Below are 25,098 nucleotides of genomic sequence, written 5' to 3' on the forward strand. Positions count from 1 at the left end.
CCAAAGACTAGGCGGGAGCTGCTATTCGATGGCAGTGGATGTACAGCGGAGCAGACGAACGAGCGCTGTCAGGCGGTCGCGGATTCTGCCCGCATTCCTGTCGAGGTTGACGGTGCCGATGCGCCGCTTCCTCGGCCACCACATCTTTTCCAGCCTGACCCGGCGCATCCTGTTCCTCAACCTGGCCGGCCTCGCCGTGCTGGTCACCGGCATCCTCTATCTCAACACCTTCCGCGACGGGCTGATCGACGCCCGCGTCGAAAGCCTGATGACGCAGGGCGAGATCATCGCCGGCGCCATTGCCGCGTCGGCAACGGTCGAGACCGATTCGATCAGCATCGATCCGGAAAAACTGCTCGAACTGCAGGCCGGTGAAAGCCTGGGGCCGGGCTCAGACCAGCTCGACAATCTGGATTTCCCGATCAATCCCGAGCGCGTCGCGCCGGTGCTGCGGCGGCTGATTTCGCCGACGCGCACCCGGGCCCGCATCTATGACCGCGACGCCAATCTGCTGCTCGATTCGCGCCATCTCTATTCGCGCGGCCAGATCCTGCGCTACGACCTGCCGCCGGTCGAGGACGAGCAGCCGGATATGCTGGAGCGCGTGCAGAAATTCGTCTTCGACTTCTTCCGCAACAAGGACCTGCCCGTCTACCATGAGCAGCCCGGCGGCAACGGTGCGGCCTTCCCGGAAGTGGTCAAGGCGCTGACCGGCAGTCCATCGACGATCGTGCGGGTGAGCGAACAAGGCGAGCAGATCGTTTCGGTGGCGGTGCCGATCCAGCGCTTCCGCGCCGTTCTCGGCGTGCTGATGCTGTCGACGGAAGGCGGCGACATCGACAAGATCGTCGCCGCCGAGCGCAAGGCTATTTTGCGCGTGTTCGGCATCGCCGCCCTGGTCACCGCCATCCTGTCGATGCTGCTCGCATCCACCATCGCCAATCCGCTGCGCCGGCTATCGGCGGCGGCAGTGCGGGTGCGGCGCGGCGTCAAGAGCCGCGAGGAGATCCCCGACTTTTCCGACCGCCAGGACGAGATCGGCAATTTGTCGGTCGCGGTGCGCGACATGACCAATGCGCTCTATGCCCGCATCGAGGCGATCGAAAGCTTCGCCGCCGATGTCTCGCACGAGCTGAAGAACCCGCTGACCTCGCTGCGCAGCGCGGTGGAGACCTTGCCGCTGGCCAAGAACGACAATTCACGCGGCAGGCTGATGGAGATCATCCAGCACGATGTCCGGCGTCTCGACCGGCTGATCACCGACATTTCCGATGCCTCGCGCCTCGACGCCGAACTGGCGCGTGAGGATGCCGCCACGGTCGATTTGAAGAAATTCATTACCGATCTCGTCGCCGTGTCGCGCGAAGCGACGCGCAACAAAAAGGCTGTCGAGATCGAATTCAAGGCCGCCAAGCTGCCGCAAGGCGTCAAAGGCTATTTCGTCACCGGCCATGATCTGAGGATCGGCCAGGTCATCACCAATCTGATCGAGAATGCCCGCTCCTTCGTGCCGGAGGACCACGGCCATATCGCCATTTCCCTGGCACGCTCGGGCAAGGTCAACATCGTCACCGTCGACGACAACGGCCCCGGAATCCGCGCCGACGCCATCGACCGCATCTTCGAGCGCTTCTACACCGACCGCCCGGCGGGCGAGGCGTTCGGCCAGAATTCGGGGCTTGGCCTGTCGATATCCAGGCAGATCGTCGAAGCCCATGGCGGCACGCTGACCGCCGAGAACATCCCCGGCACCAAGCCCGGCGACATCAAGGGCGCGCGCTTCGTCGTTACGCTGCCGGCCGAAGGCTGATCGCGGCTGCGCATGCCCGATCCCACCGCGGAACCCGAGAACATCCATGCCACCGCAGTCCTGATTGGCGAGCGGGGCGTCCTGATCACCGGGCCGTCCGGCTCGGGCAAGACAACGCTGGCGCTGGCGCTCATCGACCATTTCAGCCGGCTCGGGCTGTTTGCGCGGCTGATCGGCGACGACCAGCTGTTTGTCGCGGCGCGTTTCGGGCGGCTGGTCTGCCATGCGCCCGCCAGCATTGCCGGCCTCGCAGAGGTGCCCGGGCTTGGTCCGAAGCCGCTTTTGTTCCAACCTGTGGGGGTCATCGACCTGGCAATCCGGATGGTTTCCGCAGACGCGATCGCGCGTTTCCAGGAAGAGTCGACCGCGACCATTGCCGGCTGTGTGGTGCCGCGCATCGACCTCGTTCAGCGCAACGTCACTGCGGCTTTGCCGGCGGTAATGGCGCGGCTCGCGATTGCGCCTTTCGTATGATCCGCCGCCGGTTTTTTGCTGCAATGCGTCAAATTGGCCATGGCTGACGCAATTTTGGGCTTGTCAACGCGCCGCGCGTCGACAAGATAGCGCTCCCGCCGCCTGGGATGGCCGGCGAGCATAAAAAGCGCCTGTGAAGCGGCGATGACGGGAGCCACCATAGAATGATCGGACTCGTGCTTGTAACGCACGGTCAACTGGCCGCCGAGTTCCGCCATGCCGTGGAACATGTCGTGGGGCCACAAGACAATTTCGAAACCGTGGCAATCGGCGCCGATGACGATATGGAGCAGCGTCGGCGCGATATCGTCGACGCCGTCGGCCGCGTCGACACCGGGACCGGGGTCATCGTTCTGACCGATATGTTCGGCGGCACGCCTTCCAACCTCGCCATTTCGGTGATGGAATCCGGTCGCACCGAGGTCATCGCCGGCATGAACCTGCCGATGCTGATCAAGCTGTCATCGATCCGCAAGGGCGACAACATGGCGACCGCGCTCGACGAGGCGCAGGCCGCGGGGCGCAAATACATCAACGTCGCAAGTCAGCTGCTGAGCAGCAAATGAACGCGCTGTCGCCCGGTGAGATCGTGCGCGAGTTCCCGATCGTCAACCAGCGCGGCCTGCATGCGCGCGCCTCGGCGAAGTTCGTCCAGGTCGCCAGCGGCTTCGACGCCACCGTCCATGTCGAGAAGGATGGTCTCAAGGTCGGCGGCACCTCGATCATGGGGCTGATGATGCTGGCGGCGAGCCCCGGTTATTCGATCCGCGTCACCGCCAGTGGCGCTGAAGCCGCAGCGGCGATGGACGCGCTGGAGCAGCTGGTCGCCTCGCGCTTCGGCGAAGAGTGCTGAAGTTTTTGCTTTGAACGCCGTTGCCCCAAACCGCGGGATACTTTTGGGCGGCATGCATCCCCGTAAACACATACGCGCATAAAGATTTCTTTATATCCCATTGTCGTCTTGGCGGCGATCTGCTAGTCAGGCCGGCATTCCGCGCCCTTCGACGCGCCGTGTGGCGCAGGCGCATTCTGAAGACAAATCACACCGGAGCACTGCCATGACAGGTAGCAAGGACTATGTGGTCGCCGACATCTCGCTTGCCGGCTGGGGCCGCAAGGAACTCGATATCGCCGAAACCGAAATGCCGGGCCTGATGGCCTGCCGCGAGGAATTCGGCGACAAGAAGCCGTTGAAAGGTGCGCGCATCACCGGATCGCTGCACATGACCATCCAGACCGCGGTGCTGATCGAGACGCTGAAGGCGCTTGGCGCCGATATCCGTTGGGCCTCGTGCAACATCTTCTCGACCCAGGACCATGCGGCCGCAGCCATCGCCGAGGCCGGCATCCCGGTGTTCGCCGTCAAGGGCGAGTCGCTCGAGGAGTATTGGGACTACACCGACAGGATCTTCCAGTGGGCCGATGGGGGCCTCTCCAACATGATCCTCGACGATGGCGGCGACGCCACCATGTACATACTGATCGGCGCCCGCGCCGAAGCCGGCGAGGACGTGCTGTCCAACCCGCAGAGCGAGGAAGAGGAATACTTCTACGCCCAGGTCAAGAAGCGGCTGAAGGCTTCGCCCGGGTTCTTCACCAAGCAGAAGGAAGCCATCCGCGGCGTCACCGAAGAGACGACCACGGGTGTCAACCGACTCTACCAGCTGCAGAAGAAGGGCCTGCTGCCCTTCCCGGCGATCAACGTCAACGACTCGGTCACCAAGTCGAAGTTCGACAACAAATATGGCTGCAAGGAATCGCTGGTCGACGGCATCCGCCGCGGCACCGACACCATGATGGCCGGCAAGGTTGCGGTCGTCTGCGGCTATGGCGACGTCGGCAAGGGCTCGTCGGCTTCGCTCAAGGGCGCCGGCGCCCGCGTCAAGGTCACCGAAGTCGATCCGATCTGCGCGCTGCAGGCGGCGATGGACGGCTTTGAAGTCGTCACGCTGGAAGATGCCGCACCGACCGCCGACATCGTCATCACCACCACCGGCAACAAGGATGTGGTCACCCTCGACCACATGCGCTCGATGAAGGACATGGTGATCGTCGGCAATATTGGCCACTTCGACAATGAGATCCAGGTCGCGTCGCTGCGCAACCTGCAATGGACCAACGTCAAGCCGCAGGTCGACATGATAACCTTCCCGGACGGCAAGCGGATGATCCTGCTGTCCGAGGGGCGCCTGCTCAACCTCGGCAACGCGACCGGTCATCCGAGCTTCGTGATGTCGGCTTCGTTCACCAATCAGGTGCTGGCGCAGATCGAGCTCTACACCAAGCCCGGCCAGTACCAGAACCAGGTCTATGTGCTGCCCAAGCACCTCGACGAGAAGGTGGCGCGTCTGCATCTCGACAAGCTTGGAGCCCGCCTGACCGAACTTTCCGGCGAACAGGCCGCCTATATCGGCGTGACCCCGCAGGGTCCGTTCAAGCCGGAACACTACCGCTATTAGCCAAAGCGGCGTTTACCACTAGATATTGAAGCCGGGCGATTGACTTTTCGCCCGGCTTCTTTTTTGCGCGGATGATTCTTCACGCCGATTCCAGCACGCGCTATTGTGCTGATTCGTGGGCCGGGGACGAGGCCGGCGTACGCATCGAGAGCATGATTCGAACCGAAGGACCGCGTCAGCGAAAAGTGGGAAGCGGTTTTCGGAAAAGATCATGCTCTTTAGAAAAGAGTTAGGTCAGAAGGGCGTTTCATCAAACGTGATCCTGATCTAGGCGGTCTTGCATTCAGGCGGCGAAGAGGACCAAGGCATGCCGGGGGAAAACCCGCCTCGCGCGGGATCGGCCGTTTCCGGCGGCCATGACGATTCCGATAGCAATGGCTCCGTCACGACAGGCGGTGGCCTGAAGAGGCGCGTTGGCGCCCGCACCGCCGGCTTTCTTGCCACCTCAGCTCTTGCCGGCCCGCTCACCTCGTTTGCCGCCCATGCCGAGCCGGCCATTGCGCAGAAGGCCGGACTGTCGGTCAGCGCGGTCGAAGTCATCCAGCTCGCCATGTTCGTCGGCGTCATGGGCGCGGCACTGGTCTCGGCCATCTTCCTGATCCGCGAAAGAGCCCGCACCTCGGCGCAGAATGTCGAACTCAGAGCCCGCATTGCCGACATCAATGCGGCGCTGCAGCGCTCCGAGGCGCTGCTCAATCTGCGTGACCAGCGCGTCATCGTCTGGGCGTCGGAGAACAAGAAGCCGGAGCTGATCGGCACGCTGCCGCTGGAAAGCGGTGCGCCGGACGACCGTGCAGCCTTCCTCGCCTTCGGCCGCTGGCTGATGCCGCGCTCGGCGGCGGCGCTCGAAAATGCCGTCGCTGGTCTGCGCGAGAAAGCGAAACCCTTTGATCTCGTGATCGAATCGCAGGCCGGGGCGCCGCTTGAAGTGCATGGCCGCAAGAGCGCCGCGCATGTGCTGGTGCGCTTCGTCTCGCTGTCGGAAACTCAGAGGAGCCAAGCCAGGCTGAAGATCGAGAACCAGCGTCTGGCCGCCGACTACGAGACCATGATCGGCCTGCTCGACGCCTTGCCGATGCCGGCCTGGCTGCGCGCCACCGACGGGCGGCTGAAATGGGTCAACCGTGCCTATGCCGGAGCGGTCGAGGCACCGAACGCCGAGACCGCGGTGCGCGAAGCCAAGGAATTCCTCGGCGCCCAGGCGCGCGAACAGATCGCCGCGCAGCACAAATCGCGCCCAATCTTCGAACAAACGCTGTCGACAGTGATCGAGGGCGACCGCCGCGTGTTCGCCGTCACCGACTTCGCCGGTGCCGACGGCTCGGCCGGCCTTGCCTGCGACACCAGCGCCACCGAAACCATTCGCGGCGAATATGAGCGCACGGTGCGCAGCCATGCCGACACGCTCGACCAGCTCAACACGGCGGTGGCGATCTTCGATGCCAACGAGAAGTTGCGCTTCTTCAACCAGGCGTTCCAGAAACTGTGGGGGCTGGACCCGGGCTTCCTGCACAGCGCGCCCGACAATGCGCTGCTGCTCGACCGGCTGCGCAGCGAAGGCAAGATCGCCGAGCAGCCGGAATGGCGGCGCTGGAAAGAAGGCCTGCTTGGTGCCTACCGCGCGGTGGAATCGCAAGAGCATTGGTGGCATCTGCCCGACGGCAAGACCATCCGCGTGGTGGCCAACCCGCAGCCGAAGGGCGGCGTGACCTGGGTGTTCGAGAACCTGACCGAGAAGATGGACCTGGAAAGCCGCTACCAGACGGCGGTGCGGGTCCAGGGCGAAACGCTCGACAATCTGGCCGAAGGCGTCGCGGTGTTCGGTCCCGATGGGCGGCTGCGCCTGTCGAACCCGGCCTTTGTCGCGCTGTGGGGACTTAGCCAAGATGTGATCAAGCCCAACGTCCATGTCTCGGCGATCCGCGATCTCAGCGACCAGCGCGCCGTCGACAGCCCGTGGGGCGGGTTCGTCGCCGCCATCACCGGTTTCGACGACGAGCGCCGCGACCGCCATGGCCAGACCGAACTGAAGAACGGCACCGTGCTCAGCTACGCCGTCATCCCGCTGCCCAACGGCCAGGTGATGATGACCTTTGTGGACGTCACCGACAGCGTCAATGTCGAGCGCGCGCTGAAGGACAAGAACGAAGCGCTGCAGAAATCCGACCAGCTGAAGAACGAGTTCGTGCAGCACGTCTCCTACGAGCTGCGCTCGCCGCTGACCAACATCATCGGCTTCACCGAGCTTCTGTCGCTGCCGGCGACCGGACCGCTCAGCCCAAAGCAGCGCGAATATGTCGAGCATGTCGGCTCGTCATCCTCGGTGCTGCTCACCATCGTCAACGACATACTCGACCTCGCCACCGTCGACGCCGGCATCATGCAGCTCGACATTTCGGAGGTAAGCGTCGAGCGCACCATCGAGGCCGCGGCCGAACTGGTCGCCGACCGGCTGCAAGAGCATTCGATCAAGCTCCGGATCGATGCCGCTGCGGCGCCGAAGAGTTTTCACGGCGACGAGACCCGGGTTCGCCAGATCCTGTACAATCTGCTCAGCAACGCGGCCAATTACGCGCCGGAGGCGAGCACTATCACGCTTGCCTGCCGGCATTTGGAGCAAGGTGTGGAATTCTCCGTCCATGACAACGGCCCCGGCATGCCGCCGGACCTGCTCGATTCGGTGTTCCGCCGCTTTGAGCCGCGCACCAATGGCGGGCGCCGGCGCGGTGCGGGCTTAGGCCTGTCGATCGTCAAGAGCTTTGTCGAGCTGCACGGCGGCAGCGTGCGCATCGAGACCGGCAAGGACAAGGGCACCACCGTCATCTGCACCTTCCCCGATGCACCGTCGGGCATCCGCGCCGCGGCCGAGTAGCGCGCTCGATGACTGTTGTTGTGCCGGAGCGTTTTCTCGCCGACGAGGCTGCGACCGCAAGGCTCGGCGAAGACCTGGCCATGGCGCTGCGGCCGGGCGACGTGCTGGCGCTCAAGGGCGATCTCGGCGCCGGCAAGTCGACGCTGGCGCGGGCCCTGATCAGGGCGCTGGCCGATGATGCCGGCCTCGATGTGCCGAGCCCTACCTTCACCTTGGTGCAAAGCTACGACACGCGCATCCCCGTGCACCATTTCGATCTCTATCGCCTGTCCTCGGCCGGCGAGATGGACGAGCTGGGTTTCGACGAGGCGCTGCTGCAGGGCGCTGCCCTTGTCGAGTGGCCGGAACGGGCGGAGGCCGCTTTTCCGAGAACGTCGATCTGGATCGAACTCGTCCATCAGGACGAAGGACGATTGGCGAAACTATCGGGCCAAGGCGTTGCCTTCGAACGCGTGGCGCGATCGCTGGCGATGCGCGATTTCCTCAAAACGGCCGGTTGGGGCGACGCCGCGCGGCGCCATTTCGTCGGCGACGCCTCGGCGCGCTCTTACGAGATTGTTTCGCTCGCCGGCCTTGCGCCGCGCGTGCTGATGAATTCGCCGCGGCTGGTGCTGGGGCCGCCGGTGCGGGACGGCAAGCCCTATGCCGTGATCGCCCACACGGCGCAGTCGGTCACCGCTTTCGTCGCCATCGACAAGGCGCTGCTGGCGCAAGGTGTCAGTGTCCCAAAAATCCATGCCGAGGATCTCGAACGGGGCTTTCTGCTGCTGGAGCATCTGGGCTCGGAAGGTTTTCTCGACGGCAATGATGAGCCGGTGGCCGAGCGCTACGCGGCAGCGGCCGAATTGCTGGCGATGATGCATGGGAAGACCTGGCCGCAGCGCATGGAGGCCGTGCCGGGCGTCTTCCACGAGGTGCCGCCCTTCGATCGCGCCGCCATGCTGATCGAAGCCGATCTCTTGGTCGATTGGTATGTGCCGATGGTGACCGGCAGCCCGGCAAGCGAGGCTTTACGCGCCGGCTATCACAGGGAATGGAACGCGGTTCTCGATCGGCTGGACACACAGGAATACACGCTGATGCTGCGCGACTTCCATTCGCCCAACATCATCTGGCGCGGTGACCGCAAAGGCCACGACCGGCTGGGCATCGTCGATGTCCAGGACGCGCTGATGGGTCCGGCGGCCTATGACGTTGCGTCGCTGGCCATGGATGCCCGCGTCACCGTTTCGCCCGATATCGAGCAGCGGACCGTGGACGCCTATGTCGCTGCGCGCCACGCCGCCGGCGGCTTCGATGAGGACGCCTTCCGCGCGGCCTATGCGATCATGGCGGCGCAGCGCAATTCGAAGATCCTCGGCATTTTCGTGCGGCTCGAAAAGCGCGACGGCAAGCCCTATTATCTCCGACACCTGCCGCGCATCCGCGATTATCTCAGGCGGGCGCTGGCGCACCCGGCGCTGGCTCAGTTGAAGGAGTTTTACATGGCACATGGCCTGCTGGAGGAACGGCTCCCGTGACCTTGACCACAGCGATGGTGCTGGCGGCTGGTCTTGGCAAGCGCATGCGGCCGATCACCGACACCATGCCGAAGCCGCTGGTGCGGATCGCCGGCAGGACCTTGCTCGACTGGGGGCTGGACAGTCTCGAAGCGGCCGGCGTCGAGAAAGCCATCGTCAACGTGCACTATCTGCCGGACCAGATCGTCGCCCATATCGCCCACAGGCGGGCGCCAAAGATCGTCATTTCCGACGAGCGCGACGCACTGCTGAATTCGGCGGGTGGCATCGTCAAGGCATTGCCGCTGCTGGGCAGCGACCCCTTCTACATCATCAACGCCGATACGTTCTGGATCGACAGCGGCCAGCCCAGCCTCGAGCGCCTTGCCCTTGCATGGGACGGCGCGAAAATGGATATTCTGCTGATGCTTACCGATCTCGACTCGGCCACCGGACACGGTGTCGGCACGGATTTCCTGATGGCGCCGGATGGCGGCCTGCGGCGCTCGAAAGGCGATCCGGCCGGGTTGATCTATGCCGGAGCGGCAATCGTCAATCCCGCCATCTTCAGGGATGCGCCGGCCGGGGCGCATTCGCTCAACACCCATTTCGACAAGGCAATCGCCTCTGGCCGTCTGTTCGGCATGCAGATGCGCGGAAGCTGGATCACCGTCGGCACTCCCGACGCCATTCCGCAGGCGGAAGCGGCGGTCGCCGACGCTCTCGCGAAGGTGGTATGAGCGGCGCGCGCCGCGTTCTTTCGATCCCGCCCGGAGCGCCATTCCTGCCGACTCTGGCCGAGGCCTTGCTGGCCGGACGGCTGGTGCCCGGCTTCCGGTTCGACGGCGATCCGCTGGCGCTGGCTGATGTCACCATCTATGTGCCGACACGGCGCGCGGCCCGTGCGCTGCGCGGCGCCTTTGTCGACGCGCTTTCGGGACCGGGAGGGAGCCGCCGTTCGGCGATCCTGCCGGTCATCCGCCCGCTCGGAGAGTTCGACCAGGACGAAGCCGCCTTCGACGCCGGCACGCCGACCGAGCTTGAAATGGCGCCGCCGATCGCAGCCATCGAACGCCTGCTGCTGCTGGCGCCGCTGGTGCAGGCCTGGAAGCGCACCCTGCCGGCGCATGTCCTTGATATGTTCAACGAAGAGATTGTCGTGCCGGCCTCCGCCGCCGATGCGATCTGGCTGGCGCGCGACCTCGCCCGGCTCATGGACGAAATCGAAACCGAAGGCACGGACTGGACCAGGCTTGCCGATCTGGTCACCGGCAATCTTGCCGGTTGGTGGCTGGTGACGCTCGATTTCCTCCGTATCGTCACCGAGGCCTGGCCGAAATTGCTGGAGGAGCGCGACCGCTCCAACCCGGCCGCGCACCGCAATGCGCTGATCCGGCGCGAGGCGAAGCGGCTGGAACGCAACCCGCCCAAAGGCCCGGTGATCGCCGCCGGCTCGACGGGCTCTATTCCGGCCACGGCTGAACTGCTTGCCACGGTCGCCAGCCTGCCTAACGGCGCCGTGGTGCTGCCCGGGCTCGATGGGATGCTGGACGAACCGTCTTTTGCCGCGATTGCGGCGCCCGGTGCGCGGCCGGCACTGCTCGGCCACCCACAATACGGCATGGCCAAGCTGATCGGCAAGGTTGGCGTGCTGCGTGGCGATGTCGAGGAAGTGGTCGCCGCCGAGCCCGCACTGGTGCTCCGCGCGGCCCTTGTCGGCGAGGCGCTGCGTCCGGCCGAGACCACGGAACTATGGGCCGAGACCCGCATACGCTTCAACGCCCTGGATATCGCCGAGGCCTTCGCCGATGTGACGCTGGTCGAAGCCGCCAGCGAACGCGACGAGGCGGCGGCGATCGCCATCGCGCTGAAAACCGCCGTGGAACAGCCGGGGCACAGGGCAGCGCTCGTTACCGGCGACCGCGGGCTGGCGCGGCGCGTCTCGGCCGAGCTGTTGCGCTTCGGTGTGATCGCTGACGATTCCGGCGGCACGCCGCTCGCCAACACGCCTGCCGCCAGCCTGCTGCGGCTCACACTTCAAGCGGTATTCCGGCCCGGCGATCCCGTCGGCCTTTTGTCGCTGCTCAAGCATCCGCTGCTCGGGCTCGGACTTGAGCGCACCGGCGTGCGCCATGCCGCCGAGCTCATCGAACTCGTGGCGCTGCGCGGCGGCACCGGACGCCCCGACATCGCCGCCTTGCCAGCACTGTTCGAGGAGCGTCTCGCCGGGCTGAGCGGGGACAAGCGCCAGCCCTTCTGGTTTTCGCGCCTGAGCGTGCGCGGCATCGACGATGCCCGCGATATGCTGAGCCGGCTTGTGACGGCACTGGCGCCGCTGACCGCCTTTCGCGGTGAAGAGAATGCCGATCTTGTCGCGTTGACCAGAGCGAGCGTCGCCGCGCTGGAAAATCTCGGCCGCACGGCGGAGCGCAGCCTGGCTGAATTTTATGCCGGCGACGCCGGCGAGAAACTCGCCGAGCTGCTGCGCGGTGTGGTCGCGGCCTCGGCCTCGTTCGACTTCCCGGCCGACGAATGGCCTGATGTGATGGACGCGCTGGTAGCACCGGAAACGGTCAAGCCCGGGCAAGGCACCGACCGCAACATCGCCATTTGGGGGGCGCTGGAAGCGCGGCTGCAGAATGTCGACACGCTGGTCATTGGCGGGCTGAACGAGGGCGTGTGGCCACGCAAGCCGGAAAGCGATCGCTTCATGTCGCGGTTGATGAAGACCGGCATCGATCTCGAGCCGCCGGAGCGCCGTATCGGCCTTGCCGCCCACGACTTCCAGATGGCGATGGGGGCGAAAAAGGTGGTGCTGACGCGCTCCGCCCGAGCCGGCGACGCACCGGCGGTGCCGTCGCGCTGGCTGCAGCGCATCCTCACCTTCATCGGCAAGGATCCGGCGGCCGCATTGCGCGGGCGCGGCGACGAATTGCTTGCCTGGGCGCGCGCGCTCGATGCCGGCGAGCGGCAGCATTTCGCGCCGCGACCGCAGCCGAAACCGCCGCTGAGCATGCGGCCCACCCACTTCTCGGTGACCGAGATCGAGACGCTGCGCCGCGACCCCTATGCGGTCTATGCCAAGCGTATTCTGAGCCTTCTGCCGCTCGAGCCGGTGATCCGCGATCCCGGTGCGGCCGAGCGCGGCACGCTGTTTCATGACATCCTGCATCTGTTCTCGACAGAGGTGGCGGATCCCCGCGCGCCCGAAGCTCTGGAACGCCTCATCGCTGCCGGCCGGACCTGCTTCGCCGACATTGCCCTACCCGCCGATGTCGAGGCGGTGTGGTGGCCGCGCTTCGAAAAGCTCGCCGCCAACATCATCGAATGGGAGCGCGGCCGCGCCCCTGCCGTCGCCCGGCGGCATGCCGAGGAGCGCGCCGAAAAGACGGCTGTCGGCCGTACCGGTGTGACGCTGTCCGGCTATGCCGACCGCGTCGACCTTTTGGCCGGTGGCATGGCCGACATTCTCGATTACAAGACCGGCTCCTCGCCATCCAAGGCGCAGGCGCACACGCTGCTGGCGCCACAGCTGGCGCTCGAAGGGGCGCTGCTCCGGCGCGGCGCCTTCAAGGGGCTTGGCGCGCGCGAACCCTCGCAGCTTGCATTCGTGCGGCTGAAGCCGAATGGCGAAGTGTTCGAGGAATCCATCCTCGACTACAACCGCCAGCCCCGGACCGCCGAAGACCTCGCCGAGGAGGCCTGGGCGCGGCTGGAAAAGCTGCTGGTCCATTATGCCGATCCGACGACCGGCTACCTGTCGCGGGCGCTGCCGTTTCGCGAGGGCGAGAGCGATGGCGATTACGACCATCTGGCGCGCGTGCTCGAATGGTCGGCCGGTGGCGACAGCGATGACGAGGCGGGGGAGGCATGAAAAAAGCCTATCCCGTCCCGAGCGAAACCGCCGCCAACCAGGCGCGCGCTTCCGACCCGAAGAACTCGGCCTGGGTTTCGGCCAATGCCGGCTCGGGCAAGACGCATGTGCTGGCCCAGCGCGTCATCCGGCTGCTGCTCAACGGCACCGATCCGTCGAAGATCCTGTGCCTGACCTATACGCGGGCGGCCGCCGCCAACATGTCGAACCGCGTGTTCTCGACCCTGTCGGAATGGACGGCGCTCGGCGATGCCGAGCTTGCCACAAAGATTGAGGCGGTGGACGGCCGCCGACCCGACCGCGACACGATGCGGCGGGCGCGCCGGCTGTTTGCCGAAGCGCTGGAAACGCCGGGCGGGCTGAAGATCCAGACCATCCACGCCTTCTGCGAATCGGTGCTGCACCAGTTTCCGCTGGAGGCCAACATCCCGGCGCATTTCGAAATGCTCGATCCGCAGATGGAGGCCTCGCTGTTTGCTGGCGCCCGCCGCGACATGATTTCGGGCACGTCAGCCGGAGACACCGGACTGGCCGAGGCCTTTGCCACCGTGCTGGAGCGCGGCGGCGAACACGGACTCGATGCGCTGCTCGCCGAAATCGTGCGCAAGCGCGACGGCTTACGCGGCTTCATCGATGCGGTCCGGCGCGACGGCGGCGGCTTTCAGGCCCTGTTCGACGAATTCCATTTTCGCCCCGGGCAGAGCGCCGAAGACATAGCGGCATCGGTATGGCCGCTGCCGGGTTTCCTGCCGGACTTCTTTGCAGTGTTCGCCAGTGCCGCCGAGGCCGCCGACGCCCGCACCGTGCTCAACAATCTCTTGCCCTATGCCCGCTTGGCCTTTGCCGAGACGGACCCGACCCGCCGGCTGCAGATGCTCGGCAAAGCCTTTCTCAAGGCCGATGGCGACCCCTATGATCCCTCAAAGTTGTTCAAGAAGGCGCTGCTCGGCCGGCTGCCCGACCTTCCCGAGCGCTATCTGGCGGCCGTCAAGTCGATAACAGACGTCTCCGACCGGCTGGCGCTGTTCCGGATGCTGGAAGGCACGGTCGCGGCGTTGACCATAGCCGACTGGCTGATCGTGCGGTACGAGCGCCTGAAGCGCAGCCGCGGCTTTCTCGATTTCAACGACCTCATCACCCGCACCGTCAACCTTCTGGCGCGGCCCGATGCCGGCCCCTGGGTGCAGTACAAGCTCGACCAGGGTATCGACCACATCCTGCTGGACGAGGCGCAGGACACCAGCCCCGACCAATGGGAGGTGGTGAAGCGGCTGGCGGAGGAGTTCTTTGCCGGCCACGGCCAGCGCGGCACGACCAATCGCACGGTGTTCGCCGTCGGCGACGAAAAGCAGTCGATCTATTCCTTTCAGGGTGCCGCGCCGGATTCCTTCGCCGACAGCCGGCTCTTGTTTTCCGGACGCGTGAACGCCGCCAATGCTTCGTTTGCCGACCTGAAACTGACCTGGTCGTTCCGGTCGACCGACGACGTGCTTGCCGCCGTCGACCGCGTCTTTGCCGATCCGGGCGTGCGGCGCGGCATCAGCCATGACCCCGATCCGCTCGACCACAAGGCGATCCGCAACGACGCGCCTGGCTATGTCGAGGTCTGGCCGTCGCTCGGCGCTGACGCCGTCGAGGAGCCCGACGACTGGACGTTGCCGGTCAATCATGCCAGCGCGCCGGCTGTGCGGGTGGCCGAGCACGTGGCTGCGACCATCCAGACCTGGCTCAAGGACCGCGAGATCATCGAGGGCAAGGGACACAGGTTAAGGGCCGGCGACATACTGGTGCTGGTGCGCAAGCGCGACCGCTTCGTCCATGCGCTGTCGCGCGCGCTGAAGGACCGCGATATTCCCGTCGCCGGCGCCGACCGGCTGAGCCTGCCCGGCCACATCGCGGTCAAGGACCTGATCGCACTCGGCCATTTCCTCATCCAGCCGCAGGATGACCTGTCGCTCGCCGCCGTGCTGCGCAGCCCGGTTTTCGACGTGTCGGAGGAGACGCTTTTTACGCTTGGCGCCGGACGGCCAGCCGGAACATCGCTGATCGCCTCATTACGCCAGCATGCTGGCGACAATACCGCGCTGACCGATGTCGTTGCCCGGCTCGACGGCTGGGCCAACGAGGCGGCGTTCCGGCCGGTGTTCGAATTCTACGCCGGGGTGCTGGCGCGCGACGGCCTGCGCAAGAAGATGATCGCCCGGCTTGGACCGGAAGCCGGCGATATTCTCGACGAGTTCCTGAGTTTCTGTCTGGCCGAAGAACGCACCGGCTTGCCGGGGCTGGAGGCTTTCCTGGCGACGCTGGAAAACACCGGCCCGGAGATCAAGCGCGAGATGGACCAGACGCGCGACGAGGTCCGCGTGATGACCGTGCACGCCGCCAAGGGCCTGGAAGCGCCTGTTGTCTTCCTGGTCGATGGCGGGTCGGCGCCGTTCAGCGACCAGCATCTGCCGCGGCTGATGCCGTTCGACGCTTCGGGCCGCAATTTCGACGGCAAGGGCTATCTCTGGCGCTCGGCCGCCGATGTCGCGAACGGCTTCTCCAAGGCGGCCTCGGCCAGGGCGCGGGAGCTTGCCGACGACGAATACCGCCGGCTGCTCTATGTCGGCATGACGCGCGCCGAGGACCGGCTGATCGTCTGCGGCTATCACGGCAAGCGTCAGCCCAGCACCGGCACCTGGCATTCGATCGTCAGCCGCGCGCTGACAGGTGCACCCGAAAGCACCGAGCGCCGCCACCCCGCCAGCAGCGAGCCGGTGCACCGTTTCGTCATGACCAAGCTTCCGCCGGTGGCGCAAGCGGCAGCCGACGAGTCGCGGCTGCCGCAACAGGTGCCGCCGCTGCCGGTGGGCTTGTTCCGGCCCTTACCGCCTTATGAGGAGCTGCCGCGCCCGCTGTCGCCTTCCGGCGCGTCGGCGCTGATCGACGAGGGCAAGGAGGCGGTCGTCGATACGCGTTCGCCGGTGCTGGACAGCGAAGCGGAGCCCGGTTTTGCCGTGATGCGCGGGCTGGCGCTGCACAAGCTGCTGCAGATGCTGCCCGGTTTTGCCGAAGACGAACAGCAAGGCGCGGCGGCGCAGTATCTCATTCGAGCCGGCGCCGACTGGCCGGAGGCCGAGCGCAACAAGGCGCTGGCTTCGGTGATGGCGATCCTCAGAGATTCGCGTTTTGCCGGGCTGTTTTCGCCCTCGTCCCGCGCCGAAGTGGCCGTCATGGGCAGTATCGAGGTCAAGGGCAGGCTGCGCTCGATCTCCGGCAAGATCGACCGGCTGGCGGTGACGCCCGGGCGCGTATCGATCGTCGACTACAAGACCAACCGGCCGGCGCCAGCGAGCCTGGCCCAGGTGCCGCCAGCCTATATACTGCAGCTGGCGCTCTACCGCGCCTTGCTCAAGCCACTTTACCCCGGCCGCGCAGTGACGGCGGCTCTGCTGTTTACCGAGGCGCCGAGGCTGATCGAACTGCCGGCGCAGGCGATGGATGACGCCCTTGCCCGACTCACGGGAGCGTGACACAAGTTCTGCTTGAAGAAGGGCTGCTGAACCACCACATTTGGTGCGAGATAAATTTCGAAAGGATTTTCGTATGGCCACCGTCAAGGTCGACAAGAGCAATTTCCAGGCCGATGTGCTCAACGCCTCGCAGCCCGTCGTCGTGGATTTCTGGGCAGAATGGTGCGGCCCCTGCAAGATGATCGGTCCGTCGCTGGAAGAGATCGCCAACGAACTCGGCGACAAGATCAAGATCGCCAAGCTGAACATCGACGAGAACCCCGAGCTTGCCGCCCAATTCGGCGTGCGCTCGATCCCGACGCTGATGATCTTCAAGGGCGGCGAAGTCGCCGACATGAAGGTCGGCGCCGCGCCGAAGACCGCGCTGTCGCACTGGATCAATGGCAGCCTCGCCTGATCCTGTAGGAGTTTCTGAAGTTAAGCCCGGCCCTCGCGCCGGGCTTTTCTTTGGCGTTATCGCCTGACCTCTCTGGCCCTCGCGCCTGAAGGCTCCATGTCTTCTGCTTGAGGCTGGACAGGAGAGACAGAATGACCGGATCCGCCAAGGCCACCGTCTTCATCGACAACGAGCGCGTTATTGTCACCGAGTATCGGTTCCAGCCCGGCGACAACACCGGCTGGCATCGCCACGGCCACGACTATGTCGTGGTACCGCTGATGGATGGCAAGGTGAAGCTGGTGACCAAGGACGGCGAGAGTTTTGCCGAGATGAAGAAGGGTGCGCCCTATTTCCGAAAGGAGGGCGTCGAACACGACGTCATTAGCGCCAATGACGGCGAGTATGCCTTCATCGAGATTGAGCTAAGGTGATGGCTTGCCATCCTCTGCCATCTTGATGGCTCGTCCTAAATGGGGGATATATTTTCTCGAAGGTATTTTGAAATGGCCGAACCCCGGCTTTCCGTCCGCAGCGCAAAAGCACGAGATCTTGCGCATCGTCTTGCTCATCGCGAAAACCGCTCGATCGCAGACATCGTCGAACGGCGCTTGAATCCTATGAGATTCGGGAGGCGGGGCGAGAACCGGCGTCCACCTTCTACTCCCGCCTGACGGCAAGCAGTGGCGCGGATATCGATCTGGAAGAAATCATCCGGAAAAGCCGCAAGGTCCATACAGGGCCGGAGCTTTGATCCTCGTCGACACCAACACAGCTCACCAGTCGGCGATGCGGTCGCCGCCGGCGAATTGCGCGCTTTTTGCGGTGTATTCGAACAGCTCGATCTTCACGCCGTTGGGATCTCGGATCCAGGCCTGAAAGGTGTCGTCGCAGGCATGCTTCTTGGCGGTAACGTCGATGCTCTTCGATTTGATGTGGGCGATCGCCGCGTCTAGATCTTCGACCTCAAGGCAGAAATGATTGATCTGGTTCTGCTCGCTATATGCAGTGCCGTCCTTCTGGAACACCTCGACATGGCTGCGGCCGCCGCAATTGAGGTAGAAGCCGAAGATCTTGCCGTCGCGCAGGAAATTGAACCGGGTGTCGAGGCCAAGCACGTCGCGGTAGAAGCTTCGCGTCGCCTCCAGATCATGCGCGAAGATGCAGACATGGGCGAGTTGCTTGACCTTGATCATGATGGGCTCCTCGCAGTGAAATGGCTTCAGGTTGGCGGCGTGCCGTTTTCGGCCAGCACCGCGCCGGCGAGATACAAGGAACCGCCGATCAGGATGCGCGGCGCCGGCCCGTCCCAGGTGTCGCGCAGCAGCATCAGCGCACTGGCGACGGAACTGACCGGTTCGGCCGTGAGGCCGGCTTCGGTCGCCCGCACCGCCAGCTCGTCATTCGGCACGCCGGCATCGCTCATGCTCACCGGCACGGTGTAGACATGCCGTGCCAGGCCCTTGAAGGCGTGGAAGTAGCCGCTCTGGTCCTTGGTGTTGATCATGCCGGAGATCAGAAACAGCGGCCGCGGGTTCTTTTCCTCCTGCTCGGCCAGCGCCTCGGCAATGACCATGCCGGCGCCCGGATTGTGGCCGCCGTCGAGCCAGATGTCGGCGCCCTTGGGCGCCAGCTCCATCAGCCGGCCCTGTACCAGTTTCTGCATGCGGCCCGGCCATGCGACGCTCGCCATCGCCTTCTCAGTGGCGCGATGACTGATTTCGAAACCGGCGGCCTTGACGGCGGCAATCGCTGCCGCCGCATTGGCGAACTGGTGGCGCCCGGGCAGGCGCGGTGGCGGCAGGTCCATCAGCCCGTCCTCATCCTGATAGACCATGCGGCCGTTTTCCTCGAAGGCGAGAAAATCCTGGCCGTAGACGAAGGTCGGGCAATCCAGCCGCTCGGCGGTTTCGATCAGCACTTGCAGCGCCGTCTCGCTCTCCTGCGCGCCGATGACCACCGGGCAGCCGCGCTTCATGATGCCGGCCTTTTCGGCGGCGATCAGTTCGACCCGGTCGCCGAGATAGGCTTCGTGATCCATCGACACCGGCATGACCACCGACACCGCCGGCCGGGCAACGACATTGGTGGCGTCGAAGCGGCCGCCAAGGCCGACCTCGATGATGGCGGCGGCAGCCGGATGTTCGGAAAACAGGATGAAGGTGACGGCGGTTAGGATTTCGAAGACGGTGATCTTCTGGCCTTGATTGGCCCGGGCGACGCGGGCGATGGCCTCGGCGAAGGTCTCGTCGTCGACCAGCCGGCCGCCGCCCTCGGCCGCCAGTCGGTAGCGCTCGGCCCAGTTCACCAGATGCGGCGAAGTGTGGACATGGACAAGGTGGCCGCCGGCTTCGAGCAGCGCGCGCGAAAAGGCCGCGCACGAGCCCTTGCCGTTGGTGCCGGCGATATGGATGACCGGCGGCAGCCGCTCCTGCGGATTGCCGAGGCGTTCGAGCAGCCTTGTGATGCGGTCGAGCGAAAGGTCGAAGCCTTTCGGATGCAGCGCCATCAGGGCTTCGATTTCACGATCTGCGGCAAGCGTTGTCATGAGCGAATCCTACGCATGCGCGCAGGTGCACGCAATCGCGGTTTGCGGCCAGAAATGTCGCGTCAGGCCTGCGGGCGGGCTTCCGTCGGGATGACCGACGGCGGCAGGATTTCCGGCTCCAGCGGCTTTTGCTCCTGCGGCAGTTTGAGCAGGATTTTCAACAGCCGTGAAATCGTCTCGCGCAGTTCCAGCCGCGACACCACCATGTCGACCATGCCGTGCTCCATCAGATATTCGGAGCGCTGGAAACCGTCCGGCAGTTTCTCCCGGATAGTCTGCTCGATGACGCGCGGGCCGGCGAAGCCGATCAGCGCGCCGGGCTCGGCGATATGCACGTCGCCCAGCATGGCGTAGGAGGCGGTGACGCCGCCGGTGGTCGGGTTGGTCAAGACGACGATGTATGGGAGGCCGGCTTCCTTCAGCCGATCGACGCCGATCGTGGTGCGCGGCAACTGCATCAGCGACAAGATGCCTTCCTGCATACGCGCGCCACCGGAGGCGGCAAACAGGATCAGCGGCCGCTTGCGCTGCAAGGCGACCTCGAAACCGTGCACAATGGCGTCACCCGCGGCCATGCCGAGCGAGCCGCCCATGAAGGCGAAATCCTGCACCGTCACTACAACCGGCAGGCCCTCGACCGTGCCCAGCGCATTGATGATGGCGTCTTCCAGGCCGGTCTTGGCCTTGGCGTCCTTCAGCCGGTCCGTGTAGCGCTTCTCGTCGCGGAACTTGAGCGGGTCCTGCATGACCTTGGGGTTCTCAAGCTGCTCGTATTTGCCGTCGTCGAGGAAGAATTTCAGCCGTTCCTTGGCCGAAATCTTCATGTGATGGCCCGATGACGGGATGACGAACTGGTTGGATTCCAGGTCCTTGTGGAACACCATCTCGCCGGTCTCGGGATCCTTGATCCAGAGATTCTCGGGCATGTCGGTGCGCCGACCGAGCATCGAATTGATCCTCGGGCGAACGTAGTTGGTGATCCAGTTCATCGCTTCGGTTCCTGTCCTGACGAAGAGTTGGCTCGTGCATGTCGCCCAAAAGTGGGAACCGGTTTTGGGATAACGACTTGCACAAGGCCTAAGTAGGGAAACTATTCGGCAGCAGCAAGGCGGGCCGAACGCACGCCCTGAGACAGTCCGCTGACCAGGGTGGCGACCGCCTCGGCCGGGTCGGCGGTCTTCTCGCCCCTCGGTCCCAGCACATTGGCGACCGCGTTGACGATCGCGGTGCCGACGACGACGCCGTCGGCATTGGCGCCGATGATGCGCGCCTGCTCGGCGGTCTTGACGCCGAAGCCGACGCAGACCGGCAAGTTGGTGTGGCCCTTGATGCGCTTGACCGCGGCGGCAACCTTGCCGGTGTCGGCCAAAGCCGAGCCGGTGATGCCGGTCATCGACACGTAATAGACGAAGCCCGACGTATTCTGCAGCACCTTGGGCAGGCGCTTGTCATCGGTGGTCGGCGTTGCCAGGCGGATGAAGTTGATGCCGGCCTTCAGCGCAGGGATACAGAGTTCCTCATCCATCTCCGGTGGCAGGTCGACGACGATCAACCCGTCAATGCCGCTGGCGATCGCGTCCTTGAGGAAGCGGTCGACACCGTAGATGTAGATCGGGTTGTAGTAGCCCATCAGCACGATCGGCGTTTCATTGTCGGTGGCGCGGAAATCAGCCGCCGTCTTCAGCGTCTTGACCAGGGTCTGGCCACCTTTCAGCGCCCGCAGGCCGGCGGCCTGGATCGCCGGTCCATCGGCCATCGGATCGGAAAACGGCATGCCCATTTCGATGATGTCGGCGCCGGCCTTGGGCAGCGCCTTCATGATCGACAAAGCGGTGTCGTAGTCGGGGTCGCCGCTCATGAAATAGGTGACGAGCGCCGGGCGGCCCTCGGACTTCAGTTTTGCCATGCGGCGGTCGATGCGGGTCACCATGATCAGATCTCCATGCCCAGCATCGAGGCCACTGTGTGCACATCCTTGTCGCCGCGTCCCGACAGGTTGACGATGACGATCTGGTCCTTGTCCATATCCGGCACGATCTTGACCGCATGCGCGATGGCGTGCGCGGATTCCAGCGCCGGGATGATGCCTTCGACGCGTGTCGTCAGCTTGAAGGCTTCCAGCGCCTCGTCGTCGAGGATCGGCACATATTCGACGCGGCCGGAATCGCGCAGCCAGGAATGTTCGGGGCCGACGCCGGGATAGTCGAGGCCGGCTGAGATCGAATGGCCGTCGAGGATCTGGCCGTCGGCGTTCTGCAGGAGATAGGTGCGGTTGCCGTGCAGCACGCCGGGCGCGCCGGCATTCATCGAGGCGCAATGCTCGATGCCGTCAAGGCCGCGGCCGCCGGCTTCGATGCCGATGATGCGGACTTCTTTGTCATCCAGGAACGGATGGAACAGGCCGATGGCGTTCGAGCCGCCGCCGACAGCGGCGATGATGGTGTCGGGTAGCCGGCCTTCCTGTTCGAGGATCTGGGCGCGCGCCTCGATGCCGATCACCGACTGGAAGTCGCGCACCAGCTCCGGATAGGGATGCGGGCCGGCGGCAGTGCCGATCAGGTAATAAGTGTCCTCGACATTGGTGACCCAGTCGCGCAACGCCTCGTTCATGGCGTCCTTCAGCGTGCCGTGGCCGGCGGTGACCGGCCGCACTTCGGCGCCGAGCAGCTTCATGCGGAAGACGTTGGGGCTTTGGCGGGCGACGTCGGTGGCGCCCATATAGACCACGCAGGGAAAGCCGAAGCGCGCCGCGACTGTGGCCGCCGCCACGCCGTGCTGGCCGGCGCCCGTCTCGGCGATGATGCGCTTCTTGCCCATGCGCTTGGCGAGCAGAATCTGACCGAGGCAATTGTTGATCTTGTGCGAACCGGTGTGGTTCAGGTCCTCGCGCTTGAAATAGACCTTGGCGCCGCCCCCGAGGCCCTTCGCCGAGGAAACCTCACGAAGATGTTTGGTCAGGCCTTCGGCGAAATACAGCTTTGACGGCCGCCCGGCATAGTGGGTCGAGAGGTTGGTCAACTCAGTCTTGAAGTCCGGATCGTTCTTGACCTCGTTCCAGTGCCGCTCCAGATCGAGGATCAGCGGCATCAGCGTCTCGGCCACGAAGCGGCCGCCGAAGATGCCGAACATGCCCTGTTCGTCGGGTCCGGTGCGGAAGGAATTGGGTGTCGCCGGCTGGTCCATCGCCGATCTCCTGGTTCGAAAAAAGTGTTCAGGCGGCGCGGTCGTCGCGCACGGCCCTGACTGCCCGGAAAAACTGCTCGATCAGCGCCGGATCCTTGACGCCTGGACCGCTTTCCACCCCCGACGAAATGTCTATCGCGGGCGGATTGGCTGATCTCAGGGCGTCGCCGATATTGGCGGCGTTGAGCCCACCGGAAAGCATGTAATCGAGCCCGGCGTCAAGGCCGGCCAGGATGCGCCAGTCAAAGGCGACGCCATTGCCGCCCGGAAGTTGCGAGCCCTTTGGTGGCTTGGCATCGAACATGAAGCGATCGGCAACGCCGATGAACGGCTTTAGCCGCTCGAGATCGGCTACCTCACTGACGGAGAACACCTTCATGACAGGCAGGCCGTAGCGAGCTTTCACCTCTGCCACCCGCTCGGGCGTCTCCGTGCCGTGCAACTGCAGGATGTCGGGGCGCATTTTGGCGACGATCTCATCCAGGAATGCGTCATCGGCATCGACGGTCACGGCGACCGCCCTGGCCTTGCCGATTGCCGCCTCGCGCAGGCGGCCGGCTGCCGCAGGCTCGACATAGCGCGGGCTTTTAGCAAAGAAGATGAAGCCGACATGGCTGGCGCCGCCGGCCAATGCCGCGGCCATTGCCTCATCGGTCTTCAATCCACAGATCTTGATATCGAGCGCCATGGCGCGGGGCTTGGCACGAAACCGGCCAAGAGTCGAGAAAAAGCATGCTGTTTGCCGGCAACGCCAAAGGCGCTACCTATTGATGGGAGAAGCAAGGCGGAGCAGACGAATGGCCGACCAGAGCATAGCCGAACTCAGGCAGAAGATCGCGCAAGCGCGCGACGTCATCGCGCATCTGATGCAAAAGGCCGCCTTCGACGGGGCAGAAGCGCACCGGGTCCTGGATTATTTCGGCAGCGATGCGTTCGAGCAGAATTTCCTGCCATGGCCGCGCCATGGCGACGAAGGGCTGCGGCCTGAAGAGCTTAATGCGGCCAATGATGATTGAGCGCGGCGCCGGCGCAGGCTAATCGAACACAATCGCCTGCAACGCCCCACCATTCCTCTTCAGCCAGTCCTTGCAGCGGTCGGTGTCGGGGCAGAGCTGCTCGCACAATTTCCAGAATTTCGGGCCGTGGTTCATCTCCTTGAGATGCGCCACTTCATGCGCGACCAGGTAGTTTATCACCGGCGTCGGCGCCATCATGATGCGCCATGAGAAGGACAAATTGCCGTCGGAAGTGCAGGAGCCCCAGCGGCTCGACGTGTCCTTGAAGCGGATCGCCTTGGCGCGCTTGCCGATGGCTTCGGTATGCTTGACCACCAGCTTCTCGATGTCCTTCTTGGCCTCGCGCTTGAGGAAATCGGCGATGCGGCGCGGCAAATGTATGCGCTCGCCATGGACGATCAGCAGCGGACCGCGCTCGTCGCGCGACACGGTGACGGTGCCGCGTTTCGACGGTTCGTGGACGATGCGATGCGCGACGCCGCGTATCGGGATCTTGATGCCGGGGCGCACTTGCGGCCGTGTCGGTACCTTGGCCAGACGCTGCTCCAGCCAGTCCTGGTGGCGGTGAAGGAATTTCTCCACCTCGCCGCGGCGCAGGCCCGGCGGCACGGTGATGCGCAGCCCCTGGCCGCCCGAATCGATGCGCAGCGTCAGCCGCCGTGCGCGGGCGCTCTCGACGATCCTGAGCGGCAGTGTGCGGCCGGCAACGACGTGCTCTCGCTCTTCGACAGGCGAGGGTTTTGGTTTGGTCAGGTTGCGGAAAAAGCCGAAGGACATGGCTGAACGATACGCGATTCGAGGAAAACGACCAGAACAAAAAAGAAACGGCGCCGCTCGCGCGACGCCGTCCATCATGCCAAGGCCTGTCCTACAGCGCCGCGCGTCTCTGACGCGCACAGGACGCTATAGCACTCTAATTCGGCGCATGAACCTTTCCGAAAATCGGTTCCGATTTTCGGGGTCATGCGCGCAGCCTCAGTCGTCAAGCAGGTTCGGGCCCTTGCGCTTGGGGGTCGCGGGCTTGGCCGTTTCGGCCGAGCCTGTTTTCGCAGGCGCCGTCGACTTGTTGCGGTTGGCCATGAAGCGGTCGAACTCGTCCTGGTCCTTGGCGCGGCGCAATTCGCGGGCGTACTCATCGAACTCGCTCAGCATCTCGTCGAGCTTGCGACGCTCTTCGGCGAGGCGTTCGAGTTCCTTCTCGCGCCAGTCGTCGAAAGCGACATTGCCGGTGCGGGCCGAACCGTGGCCCCAGCGCGCGGCCTTGTCGGAACCGCGGCGGCAGCCGGCGAAGATGCCGTCCGTGGCGCGGTTGACGTCGCGCTTGAAGCCGTCAAGCCGGTCGCCCCAGATGATGTAGGCGAGCATGGCGAAGCCAAGCGGCCAGAACACCATGAAGCCGATCACCATCAGCGCGATGGTCGCCGGCGTCCAGGCCGGGCGGATCAATGCGGATGTGTTCATTTTCTCCCATT

Annotated in this window: 21 protein-coding genes and 1 pseudogene; 14 read left to right on the forward strand and 8 right to left on the reverse strand. The window is 64.7% G+C overall.

What is annotated here, in order from left to right; translation table 11 throughout:
- Window positions 1-28: 28 nt before the first annotated feature.
- From NKI35_RS27425 to NKI35_RS27485, 13 genes and pseudogenes are all read left to right on the forward strand, one after another.
- Window positions 29-1,810, forward strand: a complete 1,782-nt coding sequence (locus NKI35_RS27425) for a sensor histidine kinase (RefSeq protein WP_023672307.1) — start codon at window positions 29-31, stop codon at window positions 1,808-1,810.
- Window positions 1,811-1,822: 12 nt separating this feature from the next.
- Window positions 1,823-2,284 (forward strand): HPr kinase/phosphorylase, encoded by a 462-nt coding sequence (locus NKI35_RS27430; RefSeq protein ID WP_352595151.1) that lies wholly within the window; start codon window positions 1,823-1,825, stop codon window positions 2,282-2,284.
- Window positions 2,285-2,448: 164 nt separating this feature from the next.
- Window positions 2,449-2,850, forward strand: a complete 402-nt coding sequence (locus NKI35_RS27435; RefSeq protein WP_023672304.1) for a PTS sugar transporter subunit IIA — start codon at window positions 2,449-2,451, stop codon at window positions 2,848-2,850.
- Window positions 2,847-3,137, forward strand: coding sequence for an HPr family phosphocarrier protein (locus NKI35_RS27440; protein ID WP_023672303.1), 291 nt, complete (start codon window positions 2,847-2,849; stop codon window positions 3,135-3,137). The genes NKI35_RS27435 and NKI35_RS27440 overlap by 4 nt, the downstream gene beginning before the upstream one ends.
- A 205-nt stretch (window positions 3,138-3,342) precedes the next feature.
- Window positions 3,343-4,743, forward strand: a complete 1,401-nt coding sequence (ahcY, locus tag NKI35_RS27445; protein ID WP_023681401.1) for an adenosylhomocysteinase — start codon at window positions 3,343-3,345, stop codon at window positions 4,741-4,743.
- Between the two features lie 307 nt (window positions 4,744-5,050).
- Window positions 5,051-7,615 carry a sensor histidine kinase gene (locus NKI35_RS27450; protein WP_023672300.1) on the forward strand — a complete coding sequence of 855 codons (2,565 nt, stop codon included), beginning with the start codon at window positions 5,051-5,053 and terminating at the stop codon, window positions 7,613-7,615.
- A gap of 8 nt (window positions 7,616-7,623) precedes the next feature.
- A complete protein-coding gene (gene tsaE, locus NKI35_RS27455; protein WP_352741928.1) occupies window positions 7,624-9,135 on the forward strand; it encodes a tRNA (adenosine(37)-N6)-threonylcarbamoyltransferase complex ATPase subunit type 1 TsaE in 1,512 nt (503 codons plus the stop codon).
- 14 nt (window positions 9,136-9,149) lie between these two features.
- The gene (locus NKI35_RS27460) at window positions 9,150-9,854 is read left to right on the forward strand and encodes a nucleotidyltransferase family protein (protein ID WP_031193990.1); all 705 of its coding nucleotides are present in this window, start codon (window positions 9,150-9,152) and stop codon (window positions 9,852-9,854) included.
- Window positions 9,851-12,988, forward strand: coding sequence for a double-strand break repair protein AddB (addB, locus tag NKI35_RS27465; protein WP_286489094.1), 3,138 nt, complete (start codon window positions 9,851-9,853; stop codon window positions 12,986-12,988). Before NKI35_RS27460 ends, addB begins: the two co-directional genes overlap by 4 nt.
- On the forward strand, window positions 12,985-16,503 hold the full coding sequence (gene addA / locus NKI35_RS27470; protein ID WP_352741930.1) for a double-strand break repair helicase AddA: 3,519 nt from the start codon (window positions 12,985-12,987) through the stop codon (window positions 16,501-16,503). Before addB ends, addA begins: the two co-directional genes overlap by 4 nt.
- A 73-nt stretch (window positions 16,504-16,576) precedes the next feature.
- On the forward strand, window positions 16,577-16,900 hold the full coding sequence (gene trxA, locus NKI35_RS27475) for a thioredoxin (RefSeq protein ID WP_023672297.1): 324 nt from the start codon (window positions 16,577-16,579) through the stop codon (window positions 16,898-16,900).
- Between the two features lie 131 nt (window positions 16,901-17,031).
- On the forward strand, window positions 17,032-17,313 hold the full coding sequence (locus NKI35_RS27480) for a cupin domain-containing protein (protein ID WP_023696001.1): 282 nt from the start codon (window positions 17,032-17,034) through the stop codon (window positions 17,311-17,313).
- 72 nt (window positions 17,314-17,385) lie between these two features.
- A pseudogene (locus NKI35_RS27485) lies at window positions 17,386-17,633 on the forward strand (plasmid stabilization protein).
- Window positions 17,634-17,655: 22 nt separating this feature from the next.
- On the opposite strand, the gene NKI35_RS27490 reads toward NKI35_RS27485, so the two are convergent.
- The 6 genes from NKI35_RS27490 to NKI35_RS27515 all read right to left on the reverse strand — a co-directional run bounded on the left by NKI35_RS27490 (window position 17,656) and on the right by NKI35_RS27515 (window position 23,298).
- Window positions 17,656-18,075 (reverse strand): VOC family protein, encoded by a 420-nt coding sequence (locus NKI35_RS27490; protein WP_023696003.1) that lies wholly within the window; start codon window positions 18,073-18,075, stop codon window positions 17,656-17,658.
- 26 nt (window positions 18,076-18,101) lie between these two features.
- Window positions 18,102-19,427 (reverse strand): bifunctional folylpolyglutamate synthase/dihydrofolate synthase, encoded by a 1,326-nt coding sequence (locus NKI35_RS27495; RefSeq protein WP_352741932.1) that lies wholly within the window; start codon window positions 19,425-19,427, stop codon window positions 18,102-18,104.
- Between the two features lie 62 nt (window positions 19,428-19,489).
- The gene (gene accD / locus NKI35_RS27500; protein ID WP_023687437.1) at window positions 19,490-20,416 is read right to left on the reverse strand and encodes an acetyl-CoA carboxylase, carboxyltransferase subunit beta; all 927 of its coding nucleotides are present in this window, start codon (window positions 20,414-20,416) and stop codon (window positions 19,490-19,492) included.
- Between the two features lie 101 nt (window positions 20,417-20,517).
- Entirely contained in the window at window positions 20,518-21,357 is an 840-nt protein-coding gene (trpA, locus tag NKI35_RS27505) for a tryptophan synthase subunit alpha (RefSeq protein WP_352741934.1), read from the reverse strand.
- 2 nt (window positions 21,358-21,359) lie between these two features.
- Complete coding sequence (gene trpB / locus NKI35_RS27510; RefSeq protein WP_352741936.1) at window positions 21,360-22,610, reverse strand: tryptophan synthase subunit beta; 1,251 nt, start codon at window positions 22,608-22,610, stop codon at window positions 21,360-21,362.
- A gap of 28 nt (window positions 22,611-22,638) precedes the next feature.
- A complete protein-coding gene (locus NKI35_RS27515) occupies window positions 22,639-23,298 on the reverse strand; it encodes a phosphoribosylanthranilate isomerase (RefSeq protein WP_352741938.1) in 660 nt (219 codons plus the stop codon).
- A gap of 109 nt (window positions 23,299-23,407) precedes the next feature.
- Here NKI35_RS27515 and NKI35_RS27520 point away from each other — a divergent pair, with 109 nt between their 5' ends.
- The gene (locus NKI35_RS27520) at window positions 23,408-23,626 is read left to right on the forward strand and encodes a hypothetical protein (RefSeq protein WP_023672288.1); all 219 of its coding nucleotides are present in this window, start codon (window positions 23,408-23,410) and stop codon (window positions 23,624-23,626) included.
- An 18-nt stretch (window positions 23,627-23,644) separates the two neighbouring features.
- Here the strand turns inward: NKI35_RS27520 and NKI35_RS27525 are convergent, their stop codons facing one another.
- A complete protein-coding gene (locus NKI35_RS27525; RefSeq protein WP_023702070.1) occupies window positions 23,645-24,403 on the reverse strand; it encodes a M48 family metallopeptidase in 759 nt (252 codons plus the stop codon).
- 198 nt (window positions 24,404-24,601) lie between these two features.
- Window positions 24,602-25,087 carry a DUF2852 domain-containing protein gene (locus NKI35_RS27530; RefSeq protein WP_023672286.1) on the reverse strand — a complete coding sequence of 162 codons (486 nt, stop codon included), beginning with the start codon at window positions 25,085-25,087 and terminating at the stop codon, window positions 24,602-24,604.
- Between the last annotated feature and the right edge of the window lie 11 nt (window positions 25,088-25,098).

Source organism: Mesorhizobium sp. M0676 (assembly GCF_040320535.1).
GTDB lineage: Bacteria > Pseudomonadota > Alphaproteobacteria > Rhizobiales > Rhizobiaceae > Mesorhizobium.

Coding starts and splice junctions, on each gene's coding strand:
- NKI35_RS27530 (WP_023672286.1), bottom strand. CDS start 25,087: ATGAACACATCCGCATTGATCCGCCCGGCCTGGACGCCGGCGACCATC.
- NKI35_RS27480 (WP_023696001.1), top strand. CDS start 17,032: ATGACCGGATCCGCCAAGGCCACCGTCTTCATCGACAACGAGCGCGTT.
- tsaE (WP_352741928.1), top strand. CDS start 7,624: ATGACTGTTGTTGTGCCGGAGCGTTTTCTCGCCGACGAGGCTGCGACC.
- trpB (WP_352741936.1), bottom strand. CDS start 22,610: ATGGACCAGCCGGCGACACCCAATTCCTTCCGCACCGGACCCGACGAA.
- accD (WP_023687437.1), bottom strand. CDS start 20,416: ATGAACTGGATCACCAACTACGTTCGCCCGAGGATCAATTCGATGCTC.
- NKI35_RS27490 (WP_023696003.1), bottom strand. CDS start 18,075: ATGATCAAGGTCAAGCAACTCGCCCATGTCTGCATCTTCGCGCATGAT.
- NKI35_RS27520 (WP_023672288.1), top strand. CDS start 23,408: ATGGCCGACCAGAGCATAGCCGAACTCAGGCAGAAGATCGCGCAAGCG.
- ahcY (WP_023681401.1), top strand. CDS start 3,343: ATGACAGGTAGCAAGGACTATGTGGTCGCCGACATCTCGCTTGCCGGC.
- NKI35_RS27525 (WP_023702070.1), bottom strand. CDS start 24,403: ATGTCCTTCGGCTTTTTCCGCAACCTGACCAAACCAAAACCCTCGCCT.
- trxA (WP_023672297.1), top strand. CDS start 16,577: ATGGCCACCGTCAAGGTCGACAAGAGCAATTTCCAGGCCGATGTGCTC.
- NKI35_RS27430 (WP_352595151.1), top strand. CDS start 1,823: ATGCCCGATCCCACCGCGGAACCCGAGAACATCCATGCCACCGCAGTC.
- NKI35_RS27440 (WP_023672303.1), top strand. CDS start 2,847: ATGAACGCGCTGTCGCCCGGTGAGATCGTGCGCGAGTTCCCGATCGTC.
- addA (WP_352741930.1), top strand. CDS start 12,985: ATGAAAAAAGCCTATCCCGTCCCGAGCGAAACCGCCGCCAACCAGGCG.
- NKI35_RS27435 (WP_023672304.1), top strand. CDS start 2,449: ATGATCGGACTCGTGCTTGTAACGCACGGTCAACTGGCCGCCGAGTTC.
- trpA (WP_352741934.1), bottom strand. CDS start 21,357: ATGGTGACCCGCATCGACCGCCGCATGGCAAAACTGAAGTCCGAGGGC.
- NKI35_RS27450 (WP_023672300.1), top strand. CDS start 5,051: ATGCCGGGGGAAAACCCGCCTCGCGCGGGATCGGCCGTTTCCGGCGGC.
- addB (WP_286489094.1), top strand. CDS start 9,851: ATGAGCGGCGCGCGCCGCGTTCTTTCGATCCCGCCCGGAGCGCCATTC.
- NKI35_RS27495 (WP_352741932.1), bottom strand. CDS start 19,427: ATGACAACGCTTGCCGCAGATCGTGAAATCGAAGCCCTGATGGCGCTG.
- NKI35_RS27460 (WP_031193990.1), top strand. CDS start 9,150: ATGGTGCTGGCGGCTGGTCTTGGCAAGCGCATGCGGCCGATCACCGAC.
- NKI35_RS27425 (WP_023672307.1), top strand. CDS start 29: ATGGCAGTGGATGTACAGCGGAGCAGACGAACGAGCGCTGTCAGGCGG.
- NKI35_RS27515 (WP_352741938.1), bottom strand. CDS start 23,298: ATGGCGCTCGATATCAAGATCTGTGGATTGAAGACCGATGAGGCAATG.